We start from the raw sequence: 25,734 nt of genomic DNA, 5'->3' as shown, positions 1-25,734 counted from the left end.
ATGAAAACGCTTATAAAACAGAATATTTATTTTTGTAAAACAAAAGGAGGATAAACATAATGACAAACACAGCACAGAATCCATTTATTGTAATCGGTGGAGGAATCGGCGGTTTAGCTACTGCATTAGGTGTAGCAGAAAATAACCAATATGTAAAAGTGCTTGAACAAGCACCTGAATTCGGTGAAGTTGGAGCTGGTATCCAACTTGCAGCGAATGCGACAAATGTTTTGCAACGCTTAGGCGTAATGGATAAAATCAATGAAATCGCTGTATTCCCTAAACGTCTTGTACTTATGGATGCATTCTCTGGTAAAGAATTATCAGCACTTGATTTAGGAGAGGTTTACAGAGAGAGATACGGTGCTCCTTATATTGTATTACACCGCTCTGATCTACATCGTGTGCTTCTTGAAGCTTGTCAGGAAAACCCATATATTGAACTAGCAACAAACCAAAAAATTACGACAACAGAAGAAAACGATCAAGGTGTAACAGTTAAAGCAGAAAACGGTGATGTTCATAAGGGAATCGCAGTAATTGGTGCAGATGGTCTATGGTCTAATGTTCGTAAAATGTTCTCTGATGACCAACCTATTTGTTCCGGATATGTTGCTTACCGTGGGGCAATCCCGATTGAAGAAGTGAAGACCTCTATTGGGGATATGGATGACGTATATATGTGGATAGGACCAGACCTTCACTTAGTACAATATCCAGTTCGTCGTGGTGAACTTTATAACCAAGTCGTTGTATTCAAAAGTAAAAACTACCGTCCCGAAATTGAAAAGACTGAAGATTGGGGCACTCCGGAAGAAATGGACGCTGTGTTCGCTGGGTCATGTGAATTAGTGCAAAATGCGATTTCATTTATCTCACGTCAAAAACGTTGGCCAATGTTCGATCGCTTACCAATCGAAAACTGGACGCAAGGTCACATTACGCTCACTGGTGATGCTGCTCACCCAATGCTACAATATCTTGCTCAAGGTGCTTGTCAAGCACTTGAAGATGCTGCATACATGTCAGATATGCTCAGTGCACATGGTGAAGATATCCCTGCAGCATTTACAGCGTTCCAAAAAGAAAGACAACCGAGAACAGCCTATGTCCAAGGTTCTGCACGTACATGGGGTGAAATTATTCACAATACAACAAACGAAGGTATTTTACTTAGAAACATTATCCTAGGAAAAAGACAATCAAATGACTTTGAATTTGTCGATCAATTCCATGGCTATAATAAAAATGCAAAACTAGTTGAAGCTTAAACCGTTCTCCACAAAGTCGTCATTAATGGTTTCATCTGGAGAAGAAAGGCTTAATCCTTTCTTCTCTCTTTTCATATATGTGTAAGCGATTGCAATCTCTAATTGATGGGGGAAACAAATGAACAAAATAAACGCAGCGGAAGTGATTAATAATAGTAAGTTTAATCGGTTTCATTTCGGCTTACTTGCCTGGAGCTTCCTTATTATTCTCTTTGATGGCTATGATTTAGTTGTTTATGGTACCGCCGTACCAGTTTTAATTGAAGAATGGGGGTTAAGTTCGGTCCAAGCTGGAGCCATGAGTAGTTATGGATTATTAGGGATGATGTTTGGTGCCATCTTTTTTGGTATTCTTGCTGATAAAATGGGAAGAAAAAATGTGATTGCACTTTCACTGATTCTTTTTAGCTTATTTACGTTCCTTTGTGGATTTGCCTCTTCACCTACAACCTTCTCTATTTATCGATTTATTGCCGGTTTAGGTTTAGGTGGAATTATGCCTAACGTTATTGCCTTATTGACAGATTACGCGCCAACGAAAATGAAAAGTATGGCTGTTTCCATTGTATTATGTGGATACTCTTTTGGTGGGATGCTTGCACCGATTCTAGGAATCTTCGTTATGCCTACACTCGGTTGGGAATCAATTTTCTGGTTTGCAGGTCTACCATTATTACTGTTGCCTGTCATATATAAATTTTTACCTGAATCTTCAGCCCATTTAATTAAGAAAAATAAGAAACAAGAACTATTATCTGTGCTACGTAAAGTAAACCCTGCACAAAAGATGGATGAAAAAACAGAGTTCTTCCTACAAGTCCAAGAGGAAAACAAAGTTCCTGTTGTCGGACTATTCAAAAACAATCGCGGTCTAAGTACCGTCATGTTCTGGATTGCGTTTTTCATGTGCTTATTAATGGTTTACGGCCTAAATACTTGGTTACCGAACTTAATGATTGAAGCGGGTTATGCCTTAAATTCAAGCCTAGCCTTCCTTATTACGCTTCAAGGTGGAGCCATTGTTGGGACACTCATTATTGGCTGGCTCTGTGATAAATACGGTTCAAAGAAAATGCTCGTGCCCTTATATGCACTTGGTGCAGTGAGCCTAACATTACTTGGATTTGGTGGTAGTGAATTATTCATTTACTTACTAGTTGCTATAGCTGGTGCTAGTACAATCGGTGCCCAAAACCTTGTACAAGCCTATGTCTCTCAATATTATCCTCCTAATATTCGATCCACAGCATTAGGAATGGCTTCAGGAATAGGGAGATTTGGAGGCATGCTCGGGCCACTTCTCGGCGGATTCTTATTAACGGCCGCTCTCCCTATTCATATGAACTTTATCGCATTTGCAATTCCAGGGTTGATTGCTGCCATTGCCTTAGCTCTCGTCCCAATTAAACGGGCCTATAAGCCTGAAGCTACTGTGGTAAAAGAGAATGAAACGATAAAAGTTGCTAATTAACGAGGATGTAAAGAAAAGAGCCATATATTTTGGCTCTTTTCTTTTGCCTACTTATCTTTGGAAAAAGTTTTCTAATTCCCTTATCACTTCATCAACTTCTTCTATAACGAACGCATGGCCTGCATCTAATTCTCTAAAAATGACATTAACGCCAGCTCTCTTTAAATCCTCTAGTAATGTAGTCGTCATTTCCCTTGTAGTTAAGACATCCTTATTTCCCCACAAAAGAAAAGTCTCTGCTTGAATATTGTTTATTTCTCCTGTTCCCTCAGCTGCATCATTATCAATATCAGTTATATTAAACACATTAGCTGCGTGTGCAACATCCATCATATTCCTTTGTTGTATTGCTGCTTTTATATATCCTTCAAACCGTTCTCCTAATGCCTGCCTGCCTTTAACAAACATCAACTGTTCTATCGCTTCGGTAAAAAAAGCAAACTCTTTCATCTTCTGTGCTTCTACTAACCTATTTAACATTGGATCTTTTTCTATTGCTTCTCTTGTTTGATAGCGCTTATTGTTTTCATCATAGGCTGGATATCCACCGGCTGGCATGGAGGCGAGCAAAACCATTTTTTCAACAAGGTTTGGATACATTGCTGCAAATTGCAACGCAATACCACCTCCATTTGACCAACCAATGATTGTTATTTTATTTAAAGAAAAATGATCACAAAATAATTTCAAATCATAAGCGAATGTCTTAAAATCCTCTATTGGCTGATTGTAAGTAGATCGGCCATAACCTCTTAAATCCGGGGCATAGACCGTATACTTTGAAGGTATTTTCTCCAAAAATACGTCCCAATGATTCGCTGAGGCATAATTGCCATGAACGAGAAGTAGAACCTTCTCTCCCCCATCCTTTTTCAGATAATCATACACTTCACCGTTACTTAACCTGCATTCCATTTAAACACCTCTACTTTCTCCTTTAAACCTCTCATACTATTCGATTAAAGCTATCTTTATTCCTTTTTATGTTAAAATATTACATAAACATTCTAATAAAAGGAGAGATTGTATGAACGTTGAACTCACACGTTTTAAGGTTAAAAAAGGAAAAACAAAAGCTGTAGACGAATGGTTACAATTCCTTAATCATCATATGAAAGAAGTACTCCTCACACTTGAAGAAGAAAAAATGTATATTGAAACGATTTTTCGCGAAGTACAAAACGAAAATGAATATCTTTACTGGTATTCTGTACAAGGTAGGGATGGGATTGAAGTGACTGAATCCACCCACTGGGTAGATAAAAAACATCTCCAATATTGGCAAGATTGTATAGATGAAACCTACAAACCAGTTAATTTAATTACCGAAGTCGTTATGATCCCAGAGAAAATCAGAGCAAATATGACTTAGCTTAAATAGGCTAAGCACTTTTCACCTTCCGTCCATATAAGAAGAACGAAATGAGTCCTAATACGGTATATAATATAACAGCATTCACCATACTACCTACCTCAAACCAATACGAAACCGGAATTATTATCGCAGCGGACGAAAAGATAAAGCCTATGATCATCTGCTTTTTTAAGCGCGCGCAAATCATACCTTGGATAATAAAAGCTAGCGGAAAAAGGACATAAATCCCTAATAATAAGATTTTGCTAAACGGAAAAAATGAACATATCCACGTAAATATAAAAATACATATAGAGGGAAATAAAACTCGAAAAAACATCTTCATGTCAGTGTTCATCCCCTTCTTTTTATAGACAATATTATAGCCTTCCACCAAAACCACAATAAAACAAGATAACCGAAAACACTATACAACGCCCATAGTGCACCATCAAAAAGCTCATGAAGGAAAAACTCCCCTTCATTCATTTCTTCACCGCGACCAATAGCATTGAATATAGAAATAAAAGGGATTGTTAGAACAAAAAAGATGACGAATAATGCTGTTTTTCTAATTTGTTTCCTCCATAACATTCTTAACGCCATCATAAATGAAATAAACAAAAAGAGATAATACAATAGCCAAAACCATAACGGTAAACTCACCATAAACATTCCCTCACCCCTCTTGAGTGTAATATTACACCAAAAGAAATTTATTGTAAATAATTTCTTTTTATGTCCTAAATTCACCACTTTTAATTAGGCGCATACACTAAACGATATAACACCTGCCCCAAAATCATGCATAATAAAGTGAGGAAAAGTCATGAGATTCAGCTTTTTATCCCCGGTTTATAATAGTGAACAATGGGTTCGCTCGATGCTTGATAGCATTCCTAAAGAATATGCCGATGAAATCATTGTTTGTGATGACGGATCAACCGATCAAACATTAGTGATGTTAAAAGAATATCAACAACAGTACCCTCAACTAAAAATCTTAGAAAATGGGGAAAATCGTGGCGCTAGCTATTCGTATAATCGTTGTATCGAAGCCGCAACTGGAGATTATATTGCCATTATTGATAGCGATGATATTTATTTACCAACCATTCGTGAAGTACTCGCTAAAATAGATGGTGAGTACGACATTTATTATTACAGCATGGTGACAAAGGATGGCCAGCTCTTTCAAGCAACGGAAGAAAATTATCGTGAATGGTGTGGGCAATTTAGGATCATTAAGAGAAGCTGTGTGGGAGAAGCGAGATTTTCTGAAAGACCGGATATGGCGGGGGACTGTGATTTTCATCAAGCGCTCTTAGACCAAAACCCTTCAGTGCACATAACAGGAATTATCGCTTACTGGTATAACTATCCACGAATAAATTCCGAATATTATTTATACTATTTTGGATTAAAGTAAGCCCATTGTGGGAAATGACAGAAAGGTGCGTTCCATACTTATGTTTAAAAATAAAACGCTATTAATTACAGGTGGAACCGGCTCGTTTGGGCATGTGGTGTTAGAACGTTTTTTGCATAGTGAAATAAAAGAAATACGCATCTTTTCTCGTGATGAAAAAAAACAAGATGACATGCAAAAACAGTATGCAGATGGAAGAATCTCTTATATCCTCGGCGATGTTCGGGATATGAGTACTTTATTACCAGCTGTGGACGGGGTTGATTACATTTTTCATGCAGCAGCCTTAAAACAAGTACCCTCATGTGAGTCACATCCGCTAGAGGCGGTGAAAACGAATATTCTTGGCACCGATCATGTATTAAGTGCAGGAATACAAGCAGGGGTAAAGAAAATTGTCTGCCTATCAACGGACAAAGCAGCCTATCCAATTAATGCAATGGGAATGTCTAAAGCTTTAATGGAAAAGACATTTATCGCTAAATCGAGACAAGCTAACGCTCGTGGTACCATTATATGTGGCACAAGATACGGAAATGTCATGGCATCAAGGGGGTCCATCATTCCGCTACTCATAGAACAAGTAAAGGAAGGAAAGCCGCTAACTGTTACGCATCCTTTAATGACCCGTTTTATGATGAGTTTAGATGAGGCTGTCGAACTCGTATTGTACGCTTTTGAGAATGCTTGTAATGGGGATATTATGGTACAAAAATCGCCTGCTGCCTATATTACAGATTTAGCACAAGCGATTAAAGAACTTTTTCACGTTAACCTTCCTTTAGAATTAATTGGCACACGGCCGGGAGAAAAGCTCTATGAAGTTTTACTAACAAAAGAAGAAGCAGCGAAAGCTATTGATCTTGAAGGCTTCTATCGCATTCCTCGAGATACCAGAATAGAAACTGATACAAACTCTGTAGAAGAATATCACTCCAATAATACTTATCGTCTCTCTGTAGCTGAACTAAAAGAAAAACTACAATCATTATCCTATGTTCAAAAAGAGCTAAAAAAATGGAAAAGGTTAAATTAATATATTTGACCGCTCCCTATTTTTCGTGAGTTGAGCACCTTCATTGACCAAGTTAATAATCGCCAACTCACTTACTATTCTTATATATACTGAATTTATAGGGATATCCTACCAACCCTCTAAAGGAAGGTTGTTGTTTGATGTAGTTTCTGATAAATTAGGATTCAACATGACTAGCATATTGAGGAGTTACATACATGGAAATACAAAAAAGTAGTACGATGATACAATCCTTGCAAATAGGCATTTCTATCATCGAATTAATCTATCAAAAAGATACCCTAATGAAATTCTCAACCATTCAAGAAGAAACCGGTATTACGAAAAGTAATTTATATAAATATTTAAATACACTTACGCAATTGAACATGCTCTATCGTGAAAAAGGGACAAACCTGTATTATCTTGGAAGCAAATTGATTCAATATGGTACAGCCGCCTTTGGTAGTCGTGATATTGCCGATGCAATCACTCCGTATATGCAGGAACTTTCTTCGCTTACTTCCTGCACCGTTTCGTTTTCATTATGGACAAACAACGGACCTATTACGACAAAGATTTGTCATTCGAATGAACCACTTCATATTGGTACACAACTAGGCGGAAGCTTACCACCAACATCTGCCGCAGGGAAGATTTTCTTAAGTTTCTTAAACCCAGTACTGACAAAAGATTGGCTAGGAGACGGGGAAGCGATCGATAACGCAGAATGGCAAATGATTCAACAATCGAAAATCTCCTTCGCTACCGAACCTTTAATTCCATCGATTTCTTCGGCTTCCGTCCCTTTGCTAGACTACCAGAATCAATTACTCGGTGCAGTGACAGTTGTTGGATTTAACGATAAGATGCCTAAGGAAGCATCGGATCCGATGAGCAAGCAACTGCGGAAGTTTCACCTACAAGCATCTTCTATGTTTGGCTATCGATATAAACAAGGAAAAATTGAACAATACTGATTGAACGTTCAATCGACCGTTTTAACATCTAGTAGAATAAAATACTAGTGAGAAAATTAAGTTATTATTTTAAAAATATCCTTTTCTGCGAATAAATTGGAGTTTAGCTTCGACTTAGTCTCACATTTGCTGATATAAGCTCTTTACTGATTTATCAACCTACAAAATAAGTCCATTTATTGAAAAAGGCCGCCATAAACAAAGATGACGACCTTTTTTATCTTAGTTCATCGTCAATCCATGATCAACGACTAGATTTTGTCCCGTAATCGCTCTAGCGCCTGGAGAGGCTAAGAAAACAACGGCTTCCGCTACGTCTTCTGGTTTTGTCACACGGCGGATAGCAGAGTTATCAGCCACAATCGCAAATACCTCAGGGGTAGTAACAGCACTTGCATCCGTTGTTTCTAATAATCCACCGGAAACCATATTCACATTAATATCATACTGTCCGAGCTCCTTGGCCATATTGCGTGTAAAGCCAATTAATGCCGCTTTGGCTGTTGTATATTCATGGTAGGCAATGACTGGGTTCTGGTAAAGATTCGTGCCAATACCAATCACACGGGCTTGCTGTGAATCCTTTAGAGCCGGAAGAGCAGATTGAACAACATTTAAGCTTGCTTTTATCGCGCCTTCAAACTGGGTTTGATAGCTAGCCCAAGATAATTCCTCTACTTTCGCCTGTGCCACAGGATCAAATTTAAATTGAACTAATGCATTATTTACAACGATATCCAAGCGACCAAAATGAGCAATTGTGTCTGCTACCATTGCTTTTACTGCTTGATGATCTCTTACATCAGCTTGGATAGCAAATGCACGATCTTGTCCGATTTTTTCAACTACTGCATCTGCTTTTTCTTTATTATTAAAATAATTAACGACTACTTTGTAGCCCTCCTTACCAAACTTTTCAGCAATTGCAGCTCCTAATCCACGACTTGCTCCTGTTACTAACACGACTTCTTCTCTCACGCTATTCCCTCTTTTCAATAGATGTAATTAAAAATGTTCAGGGAAACAAAACAAAAGGCTCCCCGAAAATGGAGAGCCTACCATACATATGCATATAGTTGGAAGATGCTCCCTACGATCGTCTTAACGAACAGGTTCTAAGGGTCAGGTTTTAACCTTCTCAACTCATTTTCTGAGTCCCCCTGCAACAATTTTTAATTATTTTTAGTTTAGCATACAAATAGTTTCCTAGCTATGAATCGAAGTTCATTTCGAAACTGACCATTTGCTTTATGTTTCTCACCATTGTTTTAAACGGGGATTCTTATCTAGAATCGATTCATATTGTTTCTCATTACCATAGAGGCTATTCGGGTCAAGCAGCTTATATCTCTCATATTTTTCTAATCGATCTTTTTCTTTTGCCCAGCCTAAATGCTTGACTCGTATTGTGGATAAACTGTGGGTAAGTTGGAAGATGTTTTCTGGAAATCTCCCACAATGCTGTGGTGTTTCTTTCCAGACAGGCTGAAAGGTTGATCTAACTCTTGCTAGAAATGGACGGTATAAGAAATGTGCTTGCCAGTATTCATCTTCACGATAATGGTCTTCATCCCACATATCATACAGTCTAAAACAGTACAGGTCGATAGTATCCTGTTTAACAAAGTCATCAATATAATCAATAAAACTCTCCTCAAACCATTCATCTGCGTCAAGATTTAATACCCAACCTAAAAAACCATTCGTTGCTTCTAACCACTGTTGTTTTCTTAGTTCCACTTCATTGGCAAACTGGGAGCTTGCATTCTTGACCAATTTAATTGGCATACCTTTTAGTTCTTGCAAGAAAATCGATATAGTCTGATCAGTACTAGCATCATCTATAATCACAGCTTCATCGATAAATGGCTTTACTTTCTTTAACATCGTTTGTAAATAACGACCTTCTTCATTCTTCACAATCATCGATAAGCGAATTTGATGGCTTTCTGCTTTTTCTGGATAAATAGGTAGTTCGCTATAAGCATACTGACATTTTTCTTTAAATGCGGGTATGCCTGTAAGGTCAGAAGAACGATAAATATGATAAGCTGGCAGATGTGTGTCTACATGTAGATCCAGTCCTAATGCCACAGCTCTCACACAAAAATGTCGATCTTCTCCCCAAAAACTGAGATTTTTAATTTTACTAAAATGAATACCTGCTAACAAAGCTTTCCTGCTAATTAGCGTGCACGCACCTAATCCTCCTACTTCATAAACACCTGGAGTTTGTAACTGTTGAATAAAAGCCTCGGTTTGAACGGCCTTTTCTTCGTCTGTTATGGCACCTTCATCCGCCTGTCTCCAGTGGGTATATTCATCTGTTAACCACACCTGCGGATAAGGAATTGTCCCCTCTTGCCAAGCCGTCCAAAATACCTCTGAAACAATTTCTTTTTTCGTGGAAATAAGTGTATGAAGGGTATTCGGGTGTAAAAGCAAATCAGAGTCAATTAAAAACAAATAATCAAATTCTTCAAATTTCGCCTGCTCAATAAGCATATCTTTGAAGCGAGCAACCTTCCAGATGAGAGCATCATTCCAGAAATGGGTAAAGTCGGTACGAATATAGATACTATCTTCTTTTGCGGATAAAATCGCAACATCTTTCTTCCATTTGGCAAAATGACGTAGTAGTCTACTTGATTCTTCATTCTGATTATCATCTATGAAAAGATAATGAATCTCCATTGTATCCGTTTTTAAATTGGCTAAGGATAGCAGAAACTCTTTTAAAATATCGGGTTCTTGATTAATTGGACTGCCAATGAGAATTTTTGTATTAACCATAAGCAACATTAACGTTTATTGACAAAACCGTTCACCTCTCTACACTATATTCTCACCATGAATTGCTTGTGTAGTGAAATCAGAAAAATTCTACCCAAAACAAAAAGCAGAGAGTCGTCAGAATCTCCCTGCTCTAATGATGGTGTATATAAGAAATAAGAACATTAATATCGCAATGACGAAGCCGATTTCTACTGCTGGTATATTCCATAGGAGAGATGATTGCCTGCCAAGGGCGGAACCGATAATTAAACCCACCATTATAATGCAAAATGCTAGCAACACGATACTAAATGCTAGCCGGTTGCTGATACGATCAATTCTCGTTAGAAATTTTTCACTGTTTGGCAAATTCAGTTCGAGCGGGATTTTTCCCTTTTTGATAAGGGCAATCAAATCTTTCAAATTATACGGCGCTTCCTTTAGAATATCAAAATACTCCCCGATATGAGCTAGCGAATCTTTCGCCAAATGATCAGGTCGATATTTATTAATAATTAATCGTCTACCAAAAGGCTCAGCAATTTTTAATATGCTTATATTAGGGTCAAGTTTTTCAACAATACCTTCCATTGTTAACAATGTTTTTCCCACTAATGTTAAGTTTGTTGGGATATGTATATGATGTTGATTGGCAACGGAAAACAAATCATTAACTGCCTCGCCAATTGATATTTCACTAAACGGAATATCATAATATCTCTCTCTTAGTAAATCAACATCAATTTTTAAAAGTTCAACATCGACATCATCTTGGACAATACCCATTTTAGTGATGGCTTTAATGACTCCATCGGTACTTTGCCGCAACATGGCAATAATTAATGATGCTAAATTTTCTTTCATATCCTCAGTTAAACGTCCAACCATACCAAAATCCATGAAAACAATTACATTTCCTGGTAATACACAAATGTTACCTGGATGAGGATCTGCATGGAATACACCTTCCTCTAATATTTGCTGGAGGATGCCTTCAACGATTCTTTCGGCGATCAGTTGTTTATTAAACCCTTGTTCCGCCAAACTTTTATTTTCAAGGATGCCGCACCCTTCAATATATTCCATAGTTAACACTTTTTTCGTCGTATATTTCCAGTATGTTTTTGGGATTTTATAATGATTATTGTCTTCAAATTGATTGGCAATTTTATCTGCATTACGACCTTCAAGTAAATAATTCAACTCATTTAACAATGCTTTAGAAAATTCTTTCATCATTTCCACTAACTGATATTGCGATGCCCAATGTAGCCGTTTTTCTGCGATTTTAGCAATTTCTATCAAAATTTCTAAATCTGTTCTCATGGTCTTCTCAATATCAGGCCGTTGTACCTTAACAGCTACTTTTTCACCAGAATGGAGGACACCATAATGGACTTGACCGATAGATGCCGATCCTAATGGCTCCTCTTGAAATTCTGTAAAGAGGTCATGTAGTTCTTCCCCTAGTTCGGTTTCAACAATTTTTTTTACCTCTGCAAATGAAAATGACGGGGCATGTTCCTGCAATTTTTCCAATTCCCTAATAATTGATTCCGGAAAAATATCTGACCTTGTACTCGCAATCTGACCAACTTTAATAAACGTCGGTCCAAGCTCTTCTAAAAACAGACGAACACGTTCACCTGTCGTCTTTTCATGAATTTCCTCTTGCTTTCGCATGAACATACGTTTAGGTAGGGACAATACTTCATGCAAGCCTAATTCTTTTAAGAGATAACCAAAACCGTAATGAGAGAAGGCTACGGCAATTTCACGATAGCGATGAATATGACTCATCTTTGGTTTGAAAATGGCAAAAACCTCCCTTAATTCTCTTCTCGATTGTTTGCCTCAAGTGCTAGAATCCGTTCCTCTAATCTTAAGACATCATCCTTTGTAGCGATATTCAAATCATGCAATAAACTAGTCATTCGTTGATGGGCTTTGTCGTCTATCTGCGTTTGCTTCTCTTGGCCTTTCGCCCTTACCTCCTGCATAAAATCCTTCGCTTCCTGTTTTGTTAACTCTCCTCTTTTCACTAACTCATCCATCATTTCTTGTGCACGGTCTTTCCCTGCTGCTGCTAAACCTAACCCTAACATCATCCCTTGTTTTATTGGGTTTTTCATCTCATTTCCTCCTTTAATAAATGGCAGATTTTCACTAACATTATTTTACCCATTTTCAAGTAGATTAAGCATGAAAAAACATATATCACAAGTTGTTCTAACAGATGGTAAATTCAGAGATAGTTAGAAAATTAATCGAAGAAAATGCAATGCCTCACAGACCTTCATTTTTACGCTCATGTCCAACCCTAGAAAGTAGATGAAGAGTGGGCAAGTCGGATTAAAGCGGAAGTGCTCACGGAATTTGCGGATGAATGGCGATGTCCGATTTACATACAATTCTATTCGTGATTTTCAAATGAATTGTGTGCATATAATGAGATTTTACGCTTGTCTCATGTCAAGCAGCTTCCCCTTCTTCCATTTACAAATTCACAACCGATTTCTACTCTATTACGAACAAAACAAAAACCCCGTACAATCATATGTACGAGGAATGTTTATGATGCTTGATTGTCTTTTTTTATCATCAGGCAAAAGAAGATAATAAGCGTGAAAGCCGTTAATGCCAAGAAAGGAATGGTGATAAAACCGAGCCAATTGATATATTGGCCACTACATGGTACACCGCTTGAACATGGGGTGACCTCAGCGAGTCCAGGCACTTTTTGTACAAGATAATGATAGAGAGAAATACACCAGCCAATAAACGCCATTGGTAGCGCAAATCTTCGCACAGAAATATCTTGATAGAACGTACCGATCCCCAAGATTAAAACGAGTGGATACATGAATATTCTTTGATACCAACAGAGCTCACAAGGAATAAACTGCTTAATTTCACTAAAGTATAGACTACCTAATGTTGCTATGAGTGCAACCACCCAAGAAAAATACAACATGATTTGATTTTTCTTCATTCTTATCCCTCTAACTCTTCTTCAATCAAACGTTTGATTGAATCATAATTAAATGGATCTGTCACCATTTTATCGTTAATCATAATCGTCGGTGTGAGCTGGACTTCATATTCACCTACGAGTGAAGTGTCATGATTAACCGCCTCTATTGTTGCGCTTTTTTTCATTTCTGCCAATAGATCTTCTAGTGGAATTGACGTCGTTTCTGCAACGACTTCCTCTAGTACTTCCGTTGTTAACCAGACAGAATCATGTTGCCCACTCTCTGGCTGCTTATCAAACAAACCTTTATGGAATGCCCAGTATGCATCAGGTTCCAATAGATGAACAGCTTCGGCTGCAACTGAACCTAATTTAGACTCATCGCCATGGAAGAGCACATTGATATAAGAGAAATTCACTTGATTCGTGTCTACATAATCTTCCACTAATTGCGGATAAATAGTCTCACCCCATTGTTTACACGCTGGACATTTAAAGTCGCCAAATTCTACGATTTGTACAGGTGATTCCGCCTTGCCTAAAACAGGCTGTCCTTCAATAGGGGGTGCATTTTCAAAAGATGTATACTCATCCTTTTCATTTCCTTGATTGTTTATGAACACCATGATAACAACTGCGATAACGACAATAATCGTAATAAAAAATAATAACTTCATCGGTTGGAATTGATTTTTATTTGTGCCCATACTGCTCTCCTTTATGTAGATGTATCACTTTTAAGAATAATATATCCTTATGCAGAAAGTAAGGAATTTCCGTGAAGTCAATATGAAGTTCGATTGACTTGCTTACTCCAAGCATCAAAAGGGAGCTGTGATTGATTTAGTGTCAATTGTACAAAAGGAAGACCTCTATCTTTCGGGTCTATGCCAATCTCTTGGTAAATAAAATCATCATCAAAAAGCGCTTTTGCCGCATCTTTCCGATCGGCTGCGTAATACACATTTTCCAAACGCGCCCAGTAAATCGCACCTAAACACATGGGACAAGGCTCACAGCTTGTATAAAGAGTACAGCCTGTTAATGTGAAAGATTGTAACTTCGTACATGCTTCCCTAATAGCCATTACTTCCGCATGCGCCGTTGGGTCATGAAGATCTGTTACCCTATTCACACCTTTGGCAATCACCTTCCCGTCCTTTACAATGACTGCTCCGAAAGGTCCTCCTGCATTTCCTACGTTTTCTACTGCTAGATGTACTGCCTCTGTTAAAAATTGTTCATGATTACTCATCTCGTCCCTCCCATTTATTTAGGCTTTTTGTTTAATACCATGAGATTCTAACAGGATTTGCAACTGTTCATAAGCCTCTGTTGAAGTAACTAGTAAACTAACCTGACTCGAACGACCTGAATGAAGCTTCATCTCAAAACCATCATTTACTTTTTTATCAAAACCAAAATGACGGTTATTAATATCAATAGACTGAACTTCATAAGAATCAATTTTATGCCAAGGGATATACTTTAGCCCTTTAACAATCCCTTTTTGAAGAAAAACTAATTGGTTAAACAGAAACTCCATTTGAAAAAGAGGTACAAGTAACAGCAGATAATTCGTAACAACTAACTGATCGGAAAAAACAATAAACATGATCGCGATAAACACCATACATGTGATAAAAATATAAGTAAAGATACTGCCCTTCTGACTAGCTACCTTTGGCTCTGCTATCGGCCTTTGCGGCTCAATACGTATGTCTTCTAATACTTCATCTGGTAATGGGAATACCCTATTTTTCTTAATCTTAAAGAAAACATTAAATAAGCGATAATAATAAAAAAGTAATAACATAAGCAGTAAAATAGCAAATAACCATTTCATTCTATTCACCCCCTCTATTGTTTACGATTATTCGCTTCAAACGTTTCGTGAAAACTAAAAATTAAGATAATTAAGTAAAGGCAGTTAATAGAATCGCCAGTCCGTTAAAAACACTATGGATAACCATCGCAGGGTAGATGGAGCCTGTTTTCTCATAAGTCCAAGCGAAGATAAGTCCACTGAAAAAATTAACTGGTAATGTGTTATAAGTCGGTAAATGTACCACCGTAAAAATCATAGAACTAATGAGCATACTCAGTCCAATATTACATTTAGTCCTAAACCATTTGTAAATAAAGCCACGATACAAAATTTCTTCATAAATGGGTGACACAATGGCCGCAGATATAAATGCAATGAGAATCGTAAAACCATTCAGTTCTGCTGTTAATGAAGCGGTTTTCTTATTTTCTACGCCAACACCAAATAAATCCATAAGAATAACAAGCAATCCACTGCCCACAATTAGAAAAAAAGTCCATCCGATAATCGGTAGCCAATAGCTCTTAGCAAACGACTTCAAGCCAAGCGACTGCCAATTCAATCCATATGATTTAATCGTAATATAATAAAGAGCCACTGTAAAGGCAATTGCCATGATTAACCCTGTCAAAGTCCCCGCATATAAATCATTTTGAAATAACCGCTGCAATAGGTCTTGTGCCCAATTTTCAATGAATATCGGCACTATGATGAAGACAAACATCAGAATAAGTAAAAACGTTTGTATTGACCAGCGTGATTCTTTTGAAAATAAGGTATTCACTCCATTTACCCCCAATTTATTTGATATATTAAGAGTACCTGGTTACGTTACGTCATCTTCAAGTTCAAAGGAGAGAAAAGATGGATTATTTTTCGACGGGTAAAATTGCTAAAGATTGGTCCATTTCTGTTAGAACTTTACGATATTATGATGAAATTCAATTAGTCACCCCTACTTATAAAGATGATTATGGCAAACGTTTCTATACACAACTGGACTTACTTCGTCTGCAAAAAGTATTGCTATTAAAGAAAGCGAATATGTCGTTAGAAGATATACAAAAGCTCATTGACGAGACGACTGTATCATCAGTGCTAGATATCCACCTTCAAACATTGAAAGCGTCAATTGACGATATCGTACAAGCGCAAAAATATACACAAACTTTAAGGAACAGTGTAGATTTAGAAGGAGAGATTGGTTGGGAACAACTTCTTCCCTTAACGTTAAAAGAGAGTGAGGATCATACACCGCTAACAAAGGAATGGGAGACATCACTTCCCAAATTAGAGAATGATGATGGTCAAATTAAGAAATGGATGAATATTATTAAGCGCATAGAACTTTGTTTAAAAAACGGAGAAGCGCCTTCTTCTGACGTTGCCCAATTAATTGCGAGTGATGTGGAAATTTACTCAATGGAAATGTTCAACGGTAATCAAGCACTCTCTGAACAATTTTGGGAAGCACGAAGATCAAAAGAGCAATCAAAATCATTAAACTTATATCCTATTAAGCAAGAAGTTATCGAGTTTCTCGAGTCAGCCCTTACCTATATGAACAATAAAAGCTGACTCAATTATATTTAACCTGTCATGATATCTTCACTCGGATATCTTATCTTCTCTTGTCTTGGTTTGGCTAGAGAAAAGGCAAATGTTAAAGGCCCAATTTTTCCGAGAAACATAATAAATACTATAATAATCTTACCAATGTTAGATAGATCAGCCGTAATCCCCATAGAAAGCCCAACAGTCCCAAAAGCTGAGACCGTTTCAAATAATAATTTTAAAAACGGCTCTGGTTCTGTAATATTGAGAATAAACACAGCTAAGAAGATAAATAAGAAACTAATCATAGAAATGGCCAATGATCTAAATATGATGGTTTCTTTAATTGCTCTATTAGCAATGGTAATTTGCTGCTTTTGCTTTAAAAAACTGATAACTGATAATACGATGACTAAAAAAGTTGTTAACTTAATTCCACCACCAGTAGAGCCGCTACCCGCACCAACAAACATGAGAAGTAGCATGAAAGTAATGGTTGCTTCATGCATATTACCTATATCGATTGTATTGAACCCTGCCGTCCTCGGTGATGTCGCTTGAAAGTAAGCTGCCCAAAGTTTATCACTCATTTCAGACATAGCGCCTAATGTATGTGGATTATGGAACTCCATCACGAATATAACTAACATCGCAAAAGCATTGATAACTACAGTGCCGACAATCATCAGTTTTGAATGTAAGCTCAGTTTCTTAAATTTACGTTTATACCAAATATCCGCTAAAACAGTGAAACCAATACCGCCAAGAATGAACAAAGATGAAATAACAATATTAATAATAGGGTCCCCCACATATCCCATTAAATTATCAGGAAACAGCGATAAGCCAGCATTATTGAAAGCGGAAATGGAGTGAAAGAAGCTGAGGTACATACCCCTTCCCCAACCAAATTCAGGGACCCAAGTAATGGCTAAAAAACACATAGCAATTAATTCAATCGTGAAGGAATAAATGAATAAACTTTTTACTAATTTAATGATTCCACCAATAGATGTATGGTTTAATGACTGTTGAACTAATAACCGCTCCCTAAACCCTATCCTTTTACCAAGGAGCATAAAAATTAACACTGCAAATGACATGATCCCTAATCCACCAATTTGTATTAATGCAAGGATGACTAATTGCCCAAATAGTGTATAGACCGTACCAGTATCTACAACAGCTAACCCTGTTACCGTCATGGATGAAGTTGCTGTAAATAATGCATCTGTCCAAGTAACCTGTGTTGTCGTTGCAAATGGAAGTTTTAAAAAAATCGTCCCTAATATAATGAAAAACAAGAACACTAACAATAACAACTGAGATGGATTTAACCGAACGATTGCGTTGTTCATCTTTCTATGCTCCTTCTTTTTCAAAGCGTATAATGACTCTTTTTTTACCCACTACTATTAAAATATCATTCATCTGAATTGGTCCTTCTTCACTTGGAGAAACGGTAAAGTTCTGTTCTCGCCTGAATACCGACAATATGACAATTAAACCGCTTAGCAATTCGTAAATCTTTTAATTTACGCCCCCAAAATTTCTTTCCTACAAGCATTTCAGCGATGGTGTAATCATGAGCAAATTCAAAAAAATCAACCATTGAAAGTGTGACAATATTTCCTGCAACTCTTATAGTCATATCTCTCTTAATGAATGACTCGGTCAACACCTATCCTTTCTAACACTTTCTCATGAAAATTGTTATGCGCTTTGACCCCCATACCCTTCAGAAGAAAGGCTGTTAAAATCCTTCATTGCACATCTTCTCCAAACGAAATAAAAACATGATTCACCCCTTCTTACCTTAACGTGTGCTCATCTAGTGAATGTAAACAGCAACATTTGTAGAGAGGTCGCGATGTTTAATTACTTTCATTTCATCCTTATCTACTGCTAAAACTTCAACATTCATCTCTTTTAGTTCTTGTAGCATCGTTGCTCAAAATGCCCCAAACCAGACAAAGCAAAGGTTTTCTTTATAGGCTATCCCATCCTTACTATCGACTTGTGAGTACTTCAATGAGAAAAAAGGAACAGCAAAAAGACCACAGAGGGATCCCCCGTGGTCACGTTATTTGATCACAAGTTACCATCTTTTCTTAACGCTTACGAAGTTAGCTGTCGGATTAGGGTCAAGAATAACCCTTCCTTTTTACATTCTTTAAAGGATTCACCCCAAGTAGATTACCTCTACAAAAGTGGTTCCTCCGCTCCAATTAAGGATTCAGCGATTGAGATGATATTTAATTGATGAAGTTATATTACTCCCCTTTTTGTTATCTGTAAAGATAAAATAAAAAATGTTTACCAAACCATCCATTTACCTACATTAAATGAAGAGCCATGTTAACGAATAAAGATGTTTCAGTTTTACTTAACAATCCTTCTATAAGTCGAAAGTCATAGAAGGTAAGACTATGCCATAATGAAAATGTGAAAATAACTTTTTATAAAGAGGGGATTACAATGGGATTCAAACATATCACAGTTGCAGGTAGTGGGGTACTTGGCAGTCAGATTGCTTACCAAACAGCGTATAGTGGATTTCAAGTAAGTGTGTATGACATTTCTGAGGAAGCACTAGCAACAGCAAAAGGTAGAATATTGAAGCTGAAGGAAAGCTATAAAAATGATTTACAGGCAACCGATGAACAAGTCGATGCGGCATTCGAACGGATGTCTTTTTATACTGATTTATCTAAAGCTGTCGAGCAAGCTGATTTAGTGATTGAAGCTGTTCCAGAAGTGGTTAGCATTAAAGAAGACTTTTATACAAAATTAAGTGCAGTCGCACCGAAAGAAACAATCTTTGCAACGAATTCATCCACATTACTTCCTAGCCAATTTGTAGCTTTCACAGGGAGACCGTCACAATTTCTAGCATTGCATTTTGCAAATGAAATTTGGAAAAACAATACGGCTGAAGTAATGAAACACCCAGGTACAGACATGAATGTTTTTAACCAAATCGTTGAATTTGCAAGAGAAATAGGGATGGTCCCTCTACAATTGCATAAAGAACAACCAGGGTATATCTTAAATTCCTTACTCGTTCCATTATTAGAGGCAGGACAAATGTTATTAGTGAATGAAGTAGCTGACCCAGAAACCATTGATAAAACATGGATGATTGGCACTGGTGCTCCACTAGGCCCGTTCGCTATACTTGATGTCGTTGGAATCCGCACAGCTTACAATATCTCACAAGCAAAAGCCGATGCAACCGGCAATGAAGCCTTTAAAAAATTAGCTCACCTATTAAAAACGGAGTATATAGATAAAGGTAAACTCGGACGAGAAACAGGAGAAGGCTTCTATAACTATCCGAATCCAAGTTTTGCTGATCCTGAGTTTCTGAAAAGGTAACGAGGGCGCAATTGAAAAATTGATATCCTTAGAACCTTAGTATATTTTAGGGCGTCTAAAAAGTCGGCAATGAGACTTTCTGGATGCCCTTACTATTGTAAATGTTTTGCCCACTTGGTATATTTGGTGGAACTTGTGGTCTTATTTTCCGTTTTACCAACACTTTTCGGCGCTTTTCTTCCCACTTATGTTCGCATTTCCGCTTTGCCAACACTTCTCGGCGCTCTTCTTCCCACTTGTGGTCGCATTTCTCATTTGCCAACACTTCTCGGCACTTTTCATCCCACTTGGGTTCGCATTTCCAATTTACCAACACTTCTCGGCGCTCTTCTTCCCACTTATGTTCGCATTTCTCATTTACCAACACTTCTTCTCGCTTTTCATCCCGCTTGTATTCGTATTTCCTATTTGCAGGCACAACTCGTCACAATTAATCCCAGTTGAGTTGGTATTTCTGATTTGCGGAAAAACCTTCCTCTTCTTCTCCACCTTTACACTTGCCAACACATTTTTTGTTAGTTAAATTCTATTAATGCGTGTACTACTTGAGAGTTAACCACATCTTCAGAAAAACATTTCTGCAATGCGTTCATAAGATTGGCGTTGATCAGCAAAATGATAGGTGTTATTTAATAATAACCAGTGGTCACATTCATAAAGTTCGCTCCATTTGCTGAGCTCTTCTTTTACTTTTGCTGGCCCACCGATAATCATTCTTTTTCTATTCAATGCGATTCTTTTTTTATCTTCTGTTGTTAACCGCATTGCTTTTGCTTCCTCAAGTGTCGGAATCCGACTATCAATTCCTTTTTCCGTCCTTAATAACCATATATCTTGTGTAATGGCCATTTCCTCTGCGTCTTCATCTGTCGCACCACAAATGACAAATACAGCAGTAATCGCCTTCGGATTTACTAAAAAGCCCGGCTGAAAATACTCCCGATATTGTTTGTGGGCCTGCACGCCTCTTCCAGATTGAATAAAGTGACCAAAGACATAACCAATTCCAAGCTCTGCTGCTAGCTGGGCACTATTCTCCCCAAGACCCAGACTATAAAGCTGCGGCGATACCCTCGGCCTAGGTGTCGCTTGCACCGACTGATCCCCTGCGAAATAATGCAGCATTTGTTTTATTTTTTCAGGATAAATGCCCGTTTCATTCTTCACACCATTAGCTAAGGCTTTACGAATTCGTTCCGGTCCCCCTGGTGAACGTCCTACACCTGCCTCAATCCTACCTGGAAAAATTGATTGAAGTTGTAGCATTTGTGTAGCCACTTTATACGGACTATACTGAGACAATAAAATCCCGCCACTGCCTACATGAATGGTCTTTGTTTTTGCCGCTGCTGTTGCCATTAGGATTTCAGGTGCACTAGAAGTCATCCCTTTTGTCCCGTGGTGCTCAGCAAACCAATAACGCTCATATCCCCATTCTTCTGCCATCTGTACTTTATGGATTGTTTCTTCTACCGTTTCCTCAACTGACAAGTGACGTGGTCTCGGCATTTGATCAAGAATTCCTAAATGCATGCTTCATACCCTTTCTAAACGATCGTTTTAATAAAGAAAAGTATACCAGTCTGTTGACCAACTTCAAACGGAGTTGCTTGAATAATCGACTCCAAATAGGCATGCATCTATCTAATCTTTTCCAATCCATAAAAAAAACCAGCTGATAGCTGGTTTATTCGACTTCCACTATATCAGGACTGATTTCTAACCTCTCAGCAATTTCTTTCTTAATATCATCAGCTGAATTGAATTCAAAATCATAAAAGTGGTCCCATTCTTTCGCTGGCTCATAATCATTTAGAAGCTCCATATTTTTCCCGTAAAACAAAACGGTATCGACTCTTAATAAAGCGTCTGCTGCTTCCTTCTGATCATTATCGTCTGTAAAATATTCTTCCATCTCATCCTGTAATACGACTTTCACAGCTGTTAATTCTGCCATTTTATATCGCCTCCATCTCTTACGTATTAATTACCTCGTAACAGATTATTTTAAACGGAGGTTATGCTGAGAATTTTAGACATGCTTGGCAATCGCTTCCCCAAGTTCTGAAGAAGCTCGGTGAAAATATGACAATACCACTTCTTTTATATCTTGATCAATCCCTTTTAAATCTGCAGCAATATTATTGACTAAATGTTCTTTCTCTTGTGGACTTAAAGCGTGATAAAATTCTCCAGCCTGCGCATAATCATTTTGTTTTATTAAATCACTTCTTTGTAATTTCCCTTCAACAAATCGGCCATCTCCACTTGTCACCTGGTTGGCAGGTGTCCAATCTGCTTGGCCATTTACTGGCAACTTCCTAAACCCAGGTCCGATTCTTCTTCTTTGTGAATCGCTATAAATATTCGCTCTACCTTGAAGCATCTTATCATCGGATAACTCCGCTCCCTCTAACAGGTTAACAGGTGAAAAAGAGACCTTCTCTACTTCTTCCATATAATTTTGGGGGTTTCTATTTAAAACCATTCGACCAACTGGTACCAATGGATACTGCCTTTCATCCCACACTTTCGTATCATCAAGCGGATCATACGATAACTTTTCCTCATCCATGGGATCCATTAATTGAACGTATAATCCGTACTCTACTGTTTTGCCAGATGCAATGGTATCAAAAAGATCTTTCCCAGCATAATCTGGATTCTCACCGGCTAGTTTGCCCGCTTCCTGCCTCGTAATATATTCAATACCTGCAAACGGATACCAATGATATTTCACATATTTCCTTTCTCCCTTCGCATTACGCCAGACATATGTATTCACACTATGTCCTGGGATATGACGCAAACTTTTCACTGTTCCAGCATCTGAATATAGATGGACAACAAAATTTAACGACTCTGGTGCTCGTGCTACAAAGCTCCAGAAGCGATTGGGATCAATTAAATTATTGACTGGAGATGGTAAAAACGCTTTAATCGCCTCAGGGAAACGAATCGTATCACGCACAGAGAAAACAGGAATATGATTACAAATTAAATCAAATATCCCCTCTTCTGTATAAAACTTAGTTGCAAACCCTCTTACATTCCTTGATGTATCAGGCGTTCCTTTCGTACTCACTGCTAATGAAAACCGCACCATTACAGGTACTTGTTGACCAGGACGCTGTAGGAAACTAAGCTGTGTATGTTCTTTCATTGAATGCACCGTTTGAAAATAGCCAAAAGCACCGAATCCTTTGACATGAACAGGTCGTTCAATGATTTTCTCATGGATAAATTCTTGCAGTGTTTCATGTTCTACACTATCCTGTTTTAAAATAGGTCCTCTTTTGCCAACAGTTTGTGAATGAAGCTTTGCAGGTTCGTCCCCTTTCCATTTATTTATATCCCTCTCTTCCACTTTTTCTTGCGCTTGACTTCCTCGACTATTGAAATGAATCTTTGCTTGTCGCTCGTGTTTTTCGTTGTTTTCGTCCATAATTCCCTCCATATTCTTCTATGTCTTCCTGTTAATTTAATATGAAGGACAACTTCGTTTTATGTTACTTTCTATAACAACTTTCTTAGAATTCTATCGAAGCATACAAGCTGATCATTACAACGAACATTAAATAGATAGGAGTACTTTATTAAAAAGTGGAGGGAGTGCCTTCAATATGACTTATTAAAAGTTTGACCCTTAATATTATCCGTTTAATGGAAATACCAGACGTTCAATTACATTAAACAACCACCAGAACCAACTCTGGTGGGGTAATATAATCATCTACTTAGTTCATTTTCAATTCTCCTAAAGCAATTAAAGATTGCATAATCAAGAATAGTTGATGTGTTTCTTGAGGATTACGCAAATCCTTATCTAATGTATGTTCAATCTTTCGAATGCGATGGCGAAGACCGCTCATAGATAAATTCAGATCTGCTGTCGTTTGTTCCAATTTTCCTCCGTTTAGTAAAAACACATATAAGGTTTGCAATAAGTCCACCATCTTGCTATCCGATAAATCATATAGTGAGCCTAATTCCTGCTTGGCAATTGTTTTTACCCCAGCTGTATTTTTAGAATTAATCAGAACACCAACGATTCCTAATTGTTTAAAGGACATCATATTTTCCTTTGAAGATAGTCTTAAAGAAACAAGGGCTTCTTCATAGTGTTGATGGGCACTTGTAATCTCATTTCCTTGATTGCTAAGACCAATTGTAAATTCACCATTAGGAAAGTCCGCACGTAAGGTCTTCATTAATGGGCGGAAGAATGTTTCATGATGCTCATATGAAAGTGCCGCATCAGGGATCAGAATGATTAGATGATGATCACGCATATTGATTAATACACTTTTCTTTTTTTCACTAAAGTATTGAATCATCCATTCATATATATCTTCCTGCAACTGAAATTCTTCCTCAAAGGATTCTGTACCAATACTAAAATCGATCATGACTAAGAAATAGGACTGTGTTAAATCGATACCCGTATATTTACCCCTTTTAATAATCTCTGCTTTAGACGTTTCTCCTTCTAATATACGTTCAAGGAAACTACCCTTCATTCTTTCTAACGATTCAAATCGAGTTTTTTCATTTAATAATATAAGGGAAGCAGCATTAGCAAATCGTTCCAGTAATAAATAGTCAGATTCATGACTGTTATCTATCATTGGTTCATAAACAAATGAGCAGTACCCTTGAATTTTCTTTTGCACTAAAATTGGAGCCATCAGCCTTGTTTGCTTTTCAGTATGGACGATTCTCTTTTGAAAAAACAATGGATAGGTAGGGGGCTTTTCTTCCTTATCATTCATAGGAAATGAAAAATATTGCTTCATATCATCCGTCAGTTCACCGCATTCATCTGGAGATAAGCCTGCACTAGACATTTGATAAAAATCAATAGACTCTATCACAATTGGTATTTTCATATGATCGTAGACAAGTTCAGTAATTTCTTCTAAACTACTGCCCCCAGAAATCTCTTCAGTTAATTTACTTTGAAATTCAGCCAGTTTTGTTACAAAATTACGTTGATCTAATAATTGTTCATATGTATAAGCTAACTCTTTAACGATGGGGATTTCTTCATATGGAGAATGAGCATCTTCACCCTCCATCTCCCATTGTTCTTGCGATTGGATTGTCCATTTGCATTCAGCATCACCCTTCGCCACACAACACGTTTCTTTTACTAGCAACGACACACCTGTGATAGTAGTCATATAGCCGCTTGCATAACCTACTAATGTATGACATTGAGGTGTATCACTATAACCATGTAGTCGTATATGCTCTTCAGCCTCATAAGAACCATACCAAATACCCTCCGAATAGAGAGATTTCACATGCTGATTGTCTTCACACATTGTTAAATGGCATATATGCTTCACACCTGTAATTTGTCCATTTTCCTTATGATACAGGGGGCCGTGCTTGATTAAATAAGGAACCGAAGTATGCTCTTTCATTGCCTTTTTAGCATCCTTCACACCATTCTCCCATCCAAAAGAAAATAAGAAACTTTTTAGGCGTTCAAAACCTATATGCTTAACGAGTTGATGACGCAAAATACCTAGTGATGCCGATGGTGTCGAAACAACTCTTTCATGTCCTTTTGTAATAGGATTGATTGAAACTTCATCAACAACAATATGCATAGATAACCTCCTAAAGCGCAAGATTGAAAGCGCAAACATTTCTATTTTTATAAAAAAAGGGGAAATTTCGCCCCTTCCAGTCTATTT

The 25,734-nt window shown here is 37.5% G+C and carries 26 protein-coding genes and 2 riboswitches; of the genes, 9 read left to right on the top strand and 17 right to left on the bottom strand.

From position 1 onward, the window contains the following. Nucleotides 1–59 precede the first annotated feature (59 nt). Together MKX67_RS01890 and MKX67_RS01885 are read left to right on the top strand one after the other, a co-directional pair. The gene (locus tag MKX67_RS01890) at nucleotides 60–1,271 is read left to right on the top strand and encodes an FAD-dependent monooxygenase (RefSeq protein WP_095370918.1); all 1,212 of its coding nucleotides are present in this window, start codon (nucleotides 60–62) and stop codon (nucleotides 1,269–1,271) included. 118 nt (nucleotides 1,272–1,389) lie between these two features. Continuing rightward, nucleotides 1,390–2,742, top strand: coding sequence for an aromatic acid/H+ symport family MFS transporter (locus MKX67_RS01885; protein ID WP_095370919.1), 1,353 nt, complete (start codon nucleotides 1,390–1,392; stop codon nucleotides 2,740–2,742). Nucleotides 2,743–2,793: 51 nt separating this feature from the next. On the opposite strand, the gene MKX67_RS01880 is transcribed toward MKX67_RS01885, so the two are convergent. After that, nucleotides 2,794–3,657 carry an alpha/beta hydrolase gene (locus MKX67_RS01880; protein ID WP_322910297.1) on the bottom strand — a complete coding sequence of 288 codons (864 nt, stop codon included), beginning with the start codon at nucleotides 3,655–3,657 and terminating at the stop codon, nucleotides 2,794–2,796. A gap of 112 nt (nucleotides 3,658–3,769) precedes the next feature. On the opposite strand from MKX67_RS01880, the gene MKX67_RS01875 reads away from it, so the two are divergent. Next, the gene (locus MKX67_RS01875) at nucleotides 3,770–4,114 is read left to right on the top strand and encodes a DUF6176 family protein (protein WP_322910296.1); all 345 of its coding nucleotides are present in this window, start codon (nucleotides 3,770–3,772) and stop codon (nucleotides 4,112–4,114) included. 336 nt (nucleotides 4,115–4,450) lie between these two features. On the opposite strand, the gene MKX67_RS01870 is transcribed toward MKX67_RS01875, so the two are convergent. Then, on the bottom strand, nucleotides 4,451–4,771 hold the full coding sequence (locus tag MKX67_RS01870; RefSeq protein WP_095370923.1) for a hypothetical protein: 321 nt from the start codon (nucleotides 4,769–4,771) through the stop codon (nucleotides 4,451–4,453). Nucleotides 4,772–4,925: 154 nt separating this feature from the next. Here MKX67_RS01870 and MKX67_RS01865 point away from each other — a divergent pair, with 154 nt between their 5' ends. The 3 genes from MKX67_RS01865 (at nucleotide 4,926) to MKX67_RS01855 (ending at nucleotide 7,520) form a co-directional block, all read left to right on the top strand. Continuing rightward, the gene (locus MKX67_RS01865; protein WP_322910295.1) at nucleotides 4,926–5,525 is read left to right on the top strand and encodes a glycosyltransferase family 2 protein; all 600 of its coding nucleotides are present in this window, start codon (nucleotides 4,926–4,928) and stop codon (nucleotides 5,523–5,525) included. 40 nt (nucleotides 5,526–5,565) lie between these two features. Beyond that, nucleotides 5,566–6,561, top strand: coding sequence for a polysaccharide biosynthesis protein (locus MKX67_RS01860; RefSeq protein WP_322910294.1), 996 nt, complete (start codon nucleotides 5,566–5,568; stop codon nucleotides 6,559–6,561). Between the two features lie 197 nt (nucleotides 6,562–6,758). Then, nucleotides 6,759–7,520 carry an IclR family transcriptional regulator gene (locus MKX67_RS01855; RefSeq protein ID WP_342488799.1) on the top strand — a complete coding sequence of 254 codons (762 nt, stop codon included), beginning with the start codon at nucleotides 6,759–6,761 and terminating at the stop codon, nucleotides 7,518–7,520. Nucleotides 7,521–7,742: 222 nt separating this feature from the next. On the opposite strand, the gene MKX67_RS01850 is transcribed toward MKX67_RS01855, so the two are convergent. From MKX67_RS01850 to MKX67_RS01810, 9 genes are all read right to left on the bottom strand, one after another. Continuing rightward, nucleotides 7,743–8,498: a 3-oxoacyl-ACP reductase gene (locus tag MKX67_RS01850; RefSeq protein WP_322910292.1), complete on the bottom strand. Its 756-nt coding sequence runs from the start codon at nucleotides 8,496–8,498 to the stop codon at nucleotides 7,743–7,745. A 92-nt stretch (nucleotides 8,499–8,590) separates the two neighbouring features. Beyond that, nucleotides 8,591–8,692: riboswitch (TPP riboswitch) on the bottom strand. Between the two features lie 85 nt (nucleotides 8,693–8,777). Beyond that, nucleotides 8,778–10,313: a glycosyltransferase gene (locus MKX67_RS01845; RefSeq protein WP_322910291.1), complete on the bottom strand. Its 1,536-nt coding sequence runs from the start codon at nucleotides 10,311–10,313 to the stop codon at nucleotides 8,778–8,780. A gap of 117 nt (nucleotides 10,314–10,430) precedes the next feature. Further along, nucleotides 10,431–12,095, bottom strand: a complete 1,665-nt coding sequence (locus tag MKX67_RS01840; RefSeq protein ID WP_307315593.1) for an AarF/ABC1/UbiB kinase family protein — start codon at nucleotides 12,093–12,095, stop codon at nucleotides 10,431–10,433. A gap of 29 nt (nucleotides 12,096–12,124) precedes the next feature. Next, on the bottom strand, nucleotides 12,125–12,427 hold the full coding sequence (locus MKX67_RS01835; RefSeq protein ID WP_095370929.1) for a polyhydroxyalkanoate synthesis regulator: 303 nt from the start codon (nucleotides 12,425–12,427) through the stop codon (nucleotides 12,125–12,127). A 440-nt stretch (nucleotides 12,428–12,867) separates the two neighbouring features. Next, on the bottom strand, nucleotides 12,868–13,287 hold the full coding sequence (locus MKX67_RS01830) for a disulfide oxidoreductase (RefSeq protein ID WP_095370930.1): 420 nt from the start codon (nucleotides 13,285–13,287) through the stop codon (nucleotides 12,868–12,870). A 2-nt stretch (nucleotides 13,288–13,289) separates the two neighbouring features. Continuing rightward, the gene (locus tag MKX67_RS01825; RefSeq protein WP_307315597.1) at nucleotides 13,290–13,976 is read right to left on the bottom strand and encodes a thioredoxin domain-containing protein; all 687 of its coding nucleotides are present in this window, start codon (nucleotides 13,974–13,976) and stop codon (nucleotides 13,290–13,292) included. A gap of 77 nt (nucleotides 13,977–14,053) precedes the next feature. Then, a complete protein-coding gene (locus MKX67_RS01820; protein WP_251162997.1) occupies nucleotides 14,054–14,524 on the bottom strand; it encodes a nucleoside deaminase in 471 nt (156 codons plus the stop codon). Nucleotides 14,525–14,542: 18 nt separating this feature from the next. Beyond that, nucleotides 14,543–15,115: a hypothetical protein gene (locus MKX67_RS01815; RefSeq protein ID WP_322910290.1), complete on the bottom strand. Its 573-nt coding sequence runs from the start codon at nucleotides 15,113–15,115 to the stop codon at nucleotides 14,543–14,545. A gap of 70 nt (nucleotides 15,116–15,185) precedes the next feature. Beyond that, nucleotides 15,186–15,881, bottom strand: coding sequence for a type II CAAX endopeptidase family protein (locus tag MKX67_RS01810; protein WP_322910289.1), 696 nt, complete (start codon nucleotides 15,879–15,881; stop codon nucleotides 15,186–15,188). A gap of 80 nt (nucleotides 15,882–15,961) precedes the next feature. On the opposite strand from MKX67_RS01810, the gene MKX67_RS01805 reads away from it, so the two are divergent. Continuing rightward, the gene (locus MKX67_RS01805; RefSeq protein WP_322910288.1) at nucleotides 15,962–16,675 is read left to right on the top strand and encodes a MerR family transcriptional regulator; all 714 of its coding nucleotides are present in this window, start codon (nucleotides 15,962–15,964) and stop codon (nucleotides 16,673–16,675) included. Nucleotides 16,676–16,686: 11 nt separating this feature from the next. Here the strand turns inward: MKX67_RS01805 and MKX67_RS01800 are convergent, their stop codons facing one another. Together MKX67_RS01800 and MKX67_RS01795 are read right to left on the bottom strand one after the other, a co-directional pair. Then, entirely contained in the window at nucleotides 16,687–18,009 is a 1,323-nt protein-coding gene (locus MKX67_RS01800) for a TrkH family potassium uptake protein (RefSeq protein WP_322910287.1), read from the bottom strand. 89 nt (nucleotides 18,010–18,098) lie between these two features. Further along, the gene (locus tag MKX67_RS01795) at nucleotides 18,099–18,329 is read right to left on the bottom strand and encodes a hypothetical protein (protein ID WP_322910286.1); all 231 of its coding nucleotides are present in this window, start codon (nucleotides 18,327–18,329) and stop codon (nucleotides 18,099–18,101) included. 422 nt (nucleotides 18,330–18,751) lie between these two features. Further along, a riboswitch (cyclic di-AMP (ydaO/yuaA leader) is annotated at nucleotides 18,752–18,903 on the bottom strand. A gap of 226 nt (nucleotides 18,904–19,129) precedes the next feature. Here MKX67_RS01795 and MKX67_RS01790 point away from each other — a divergent pair. Beyond that, the gene (locus MKX67_RS01790; RefSeq protein ID WP_095370937.1) at nucleotides 19,130–20,029 is read left to right on the top strand and encodes a 3-hydroxyacyl-CoA dehydrogenase; all 900 of its coding nucleotides are present in this window, start codon (nucleotides 19,130–19,132) and stop codon (nucleotides 20,027–20,029) included. A 135-nt stretch (nucleotides 20,030–20,164) separates the two neighbouring features. Further along, nucleotides 20,165–20,473: a hypothetical protein gene (locus MKX67_RS01785; RefSeq protein WP_322910285.1), complete on the top strand. Its 309-nt coding sequence runs from the start codon at nucleotides 20,165–20,167 to the stop codon at nucleotides 20,471–20,473. A gap of 120 nt (nucleotides 20,474–20,593) precedes the next feature. On the opposite strand, the gene MKX67_RS01780 is transcribed toward MKX67_RS01785, so the two are convergent. From MKX67_RS01780 to MKX67_RS01765, 4 genes are all read right to left on the bottom strand, one after another. After that, complete coding sequence (locus tag MKX67_RS01780; RefSeq protein ID WP_322910284.1) at nucleotides 20,594–21,562, bottom strand: LLM class flavin-dependent oxidoreductase; 969 nt, start codon at nucleotides 21,560–21,562, stop codon at nucleotides 20,594–20,596. A gap of 154 nt (nucleotides 21,563–21,716) precedes the next feature. After that, nucleotides 21,717–21,986: a hypothetical protein gene (locus MKX67_RS01775; protein ID WP_095370940.1), complete on the bottom strand. Its 270-nt coding sequence runs from the start codon at nucleotides 21,984–21,986 to the stop codon at nucleotides 21,717–21,719. Nucleotides 21,987–22,061: 75 nt separating this feature from the next. Further along, nucleotides 22,062–23,474 (bottom strand): catalase, encoded by a 1,413-nt coding sequence (locus MKX67_RS01770; RefSeq protein WP_322910283.1) that lies wholly within the window; start codon nucleotides 23,472–23,474, stop codon nucleotides 22,062–22,064. 292 nt (nucleotides 23,475–23,766) lie between these two features. Then, nucleotides 23,767–25,647 (bottom strand): helix-turn-helix domain-containing protein, encoded by a 1,881-nt coding sequence (locus MKX67_RS01765; RefSeq protein WP_322910282.1) that lies wholly within the window; start codon nucleotides 25,645–25,647, stop codon nucleotides 23,767–23,769. Between the last annotated feature and the right edge of the window lie 87 nt (nucleotides 25,648–25,734).

The sequence above is a fragment of the Cytobacillus sp. FSL W7-1323 genome, assembly GCF_038595015.1.
GTDB classification, from domain to species: Bacteria; Bacillota; Bacilli; order Bacillales; family Cytobacillaceae; genus Cytobacillus; species Cytobacillus kochii.
Note: the sequence above shows the minus strand (reverse complement) of the source record. Positions and strands in the feature narration are given on the sequence as shown.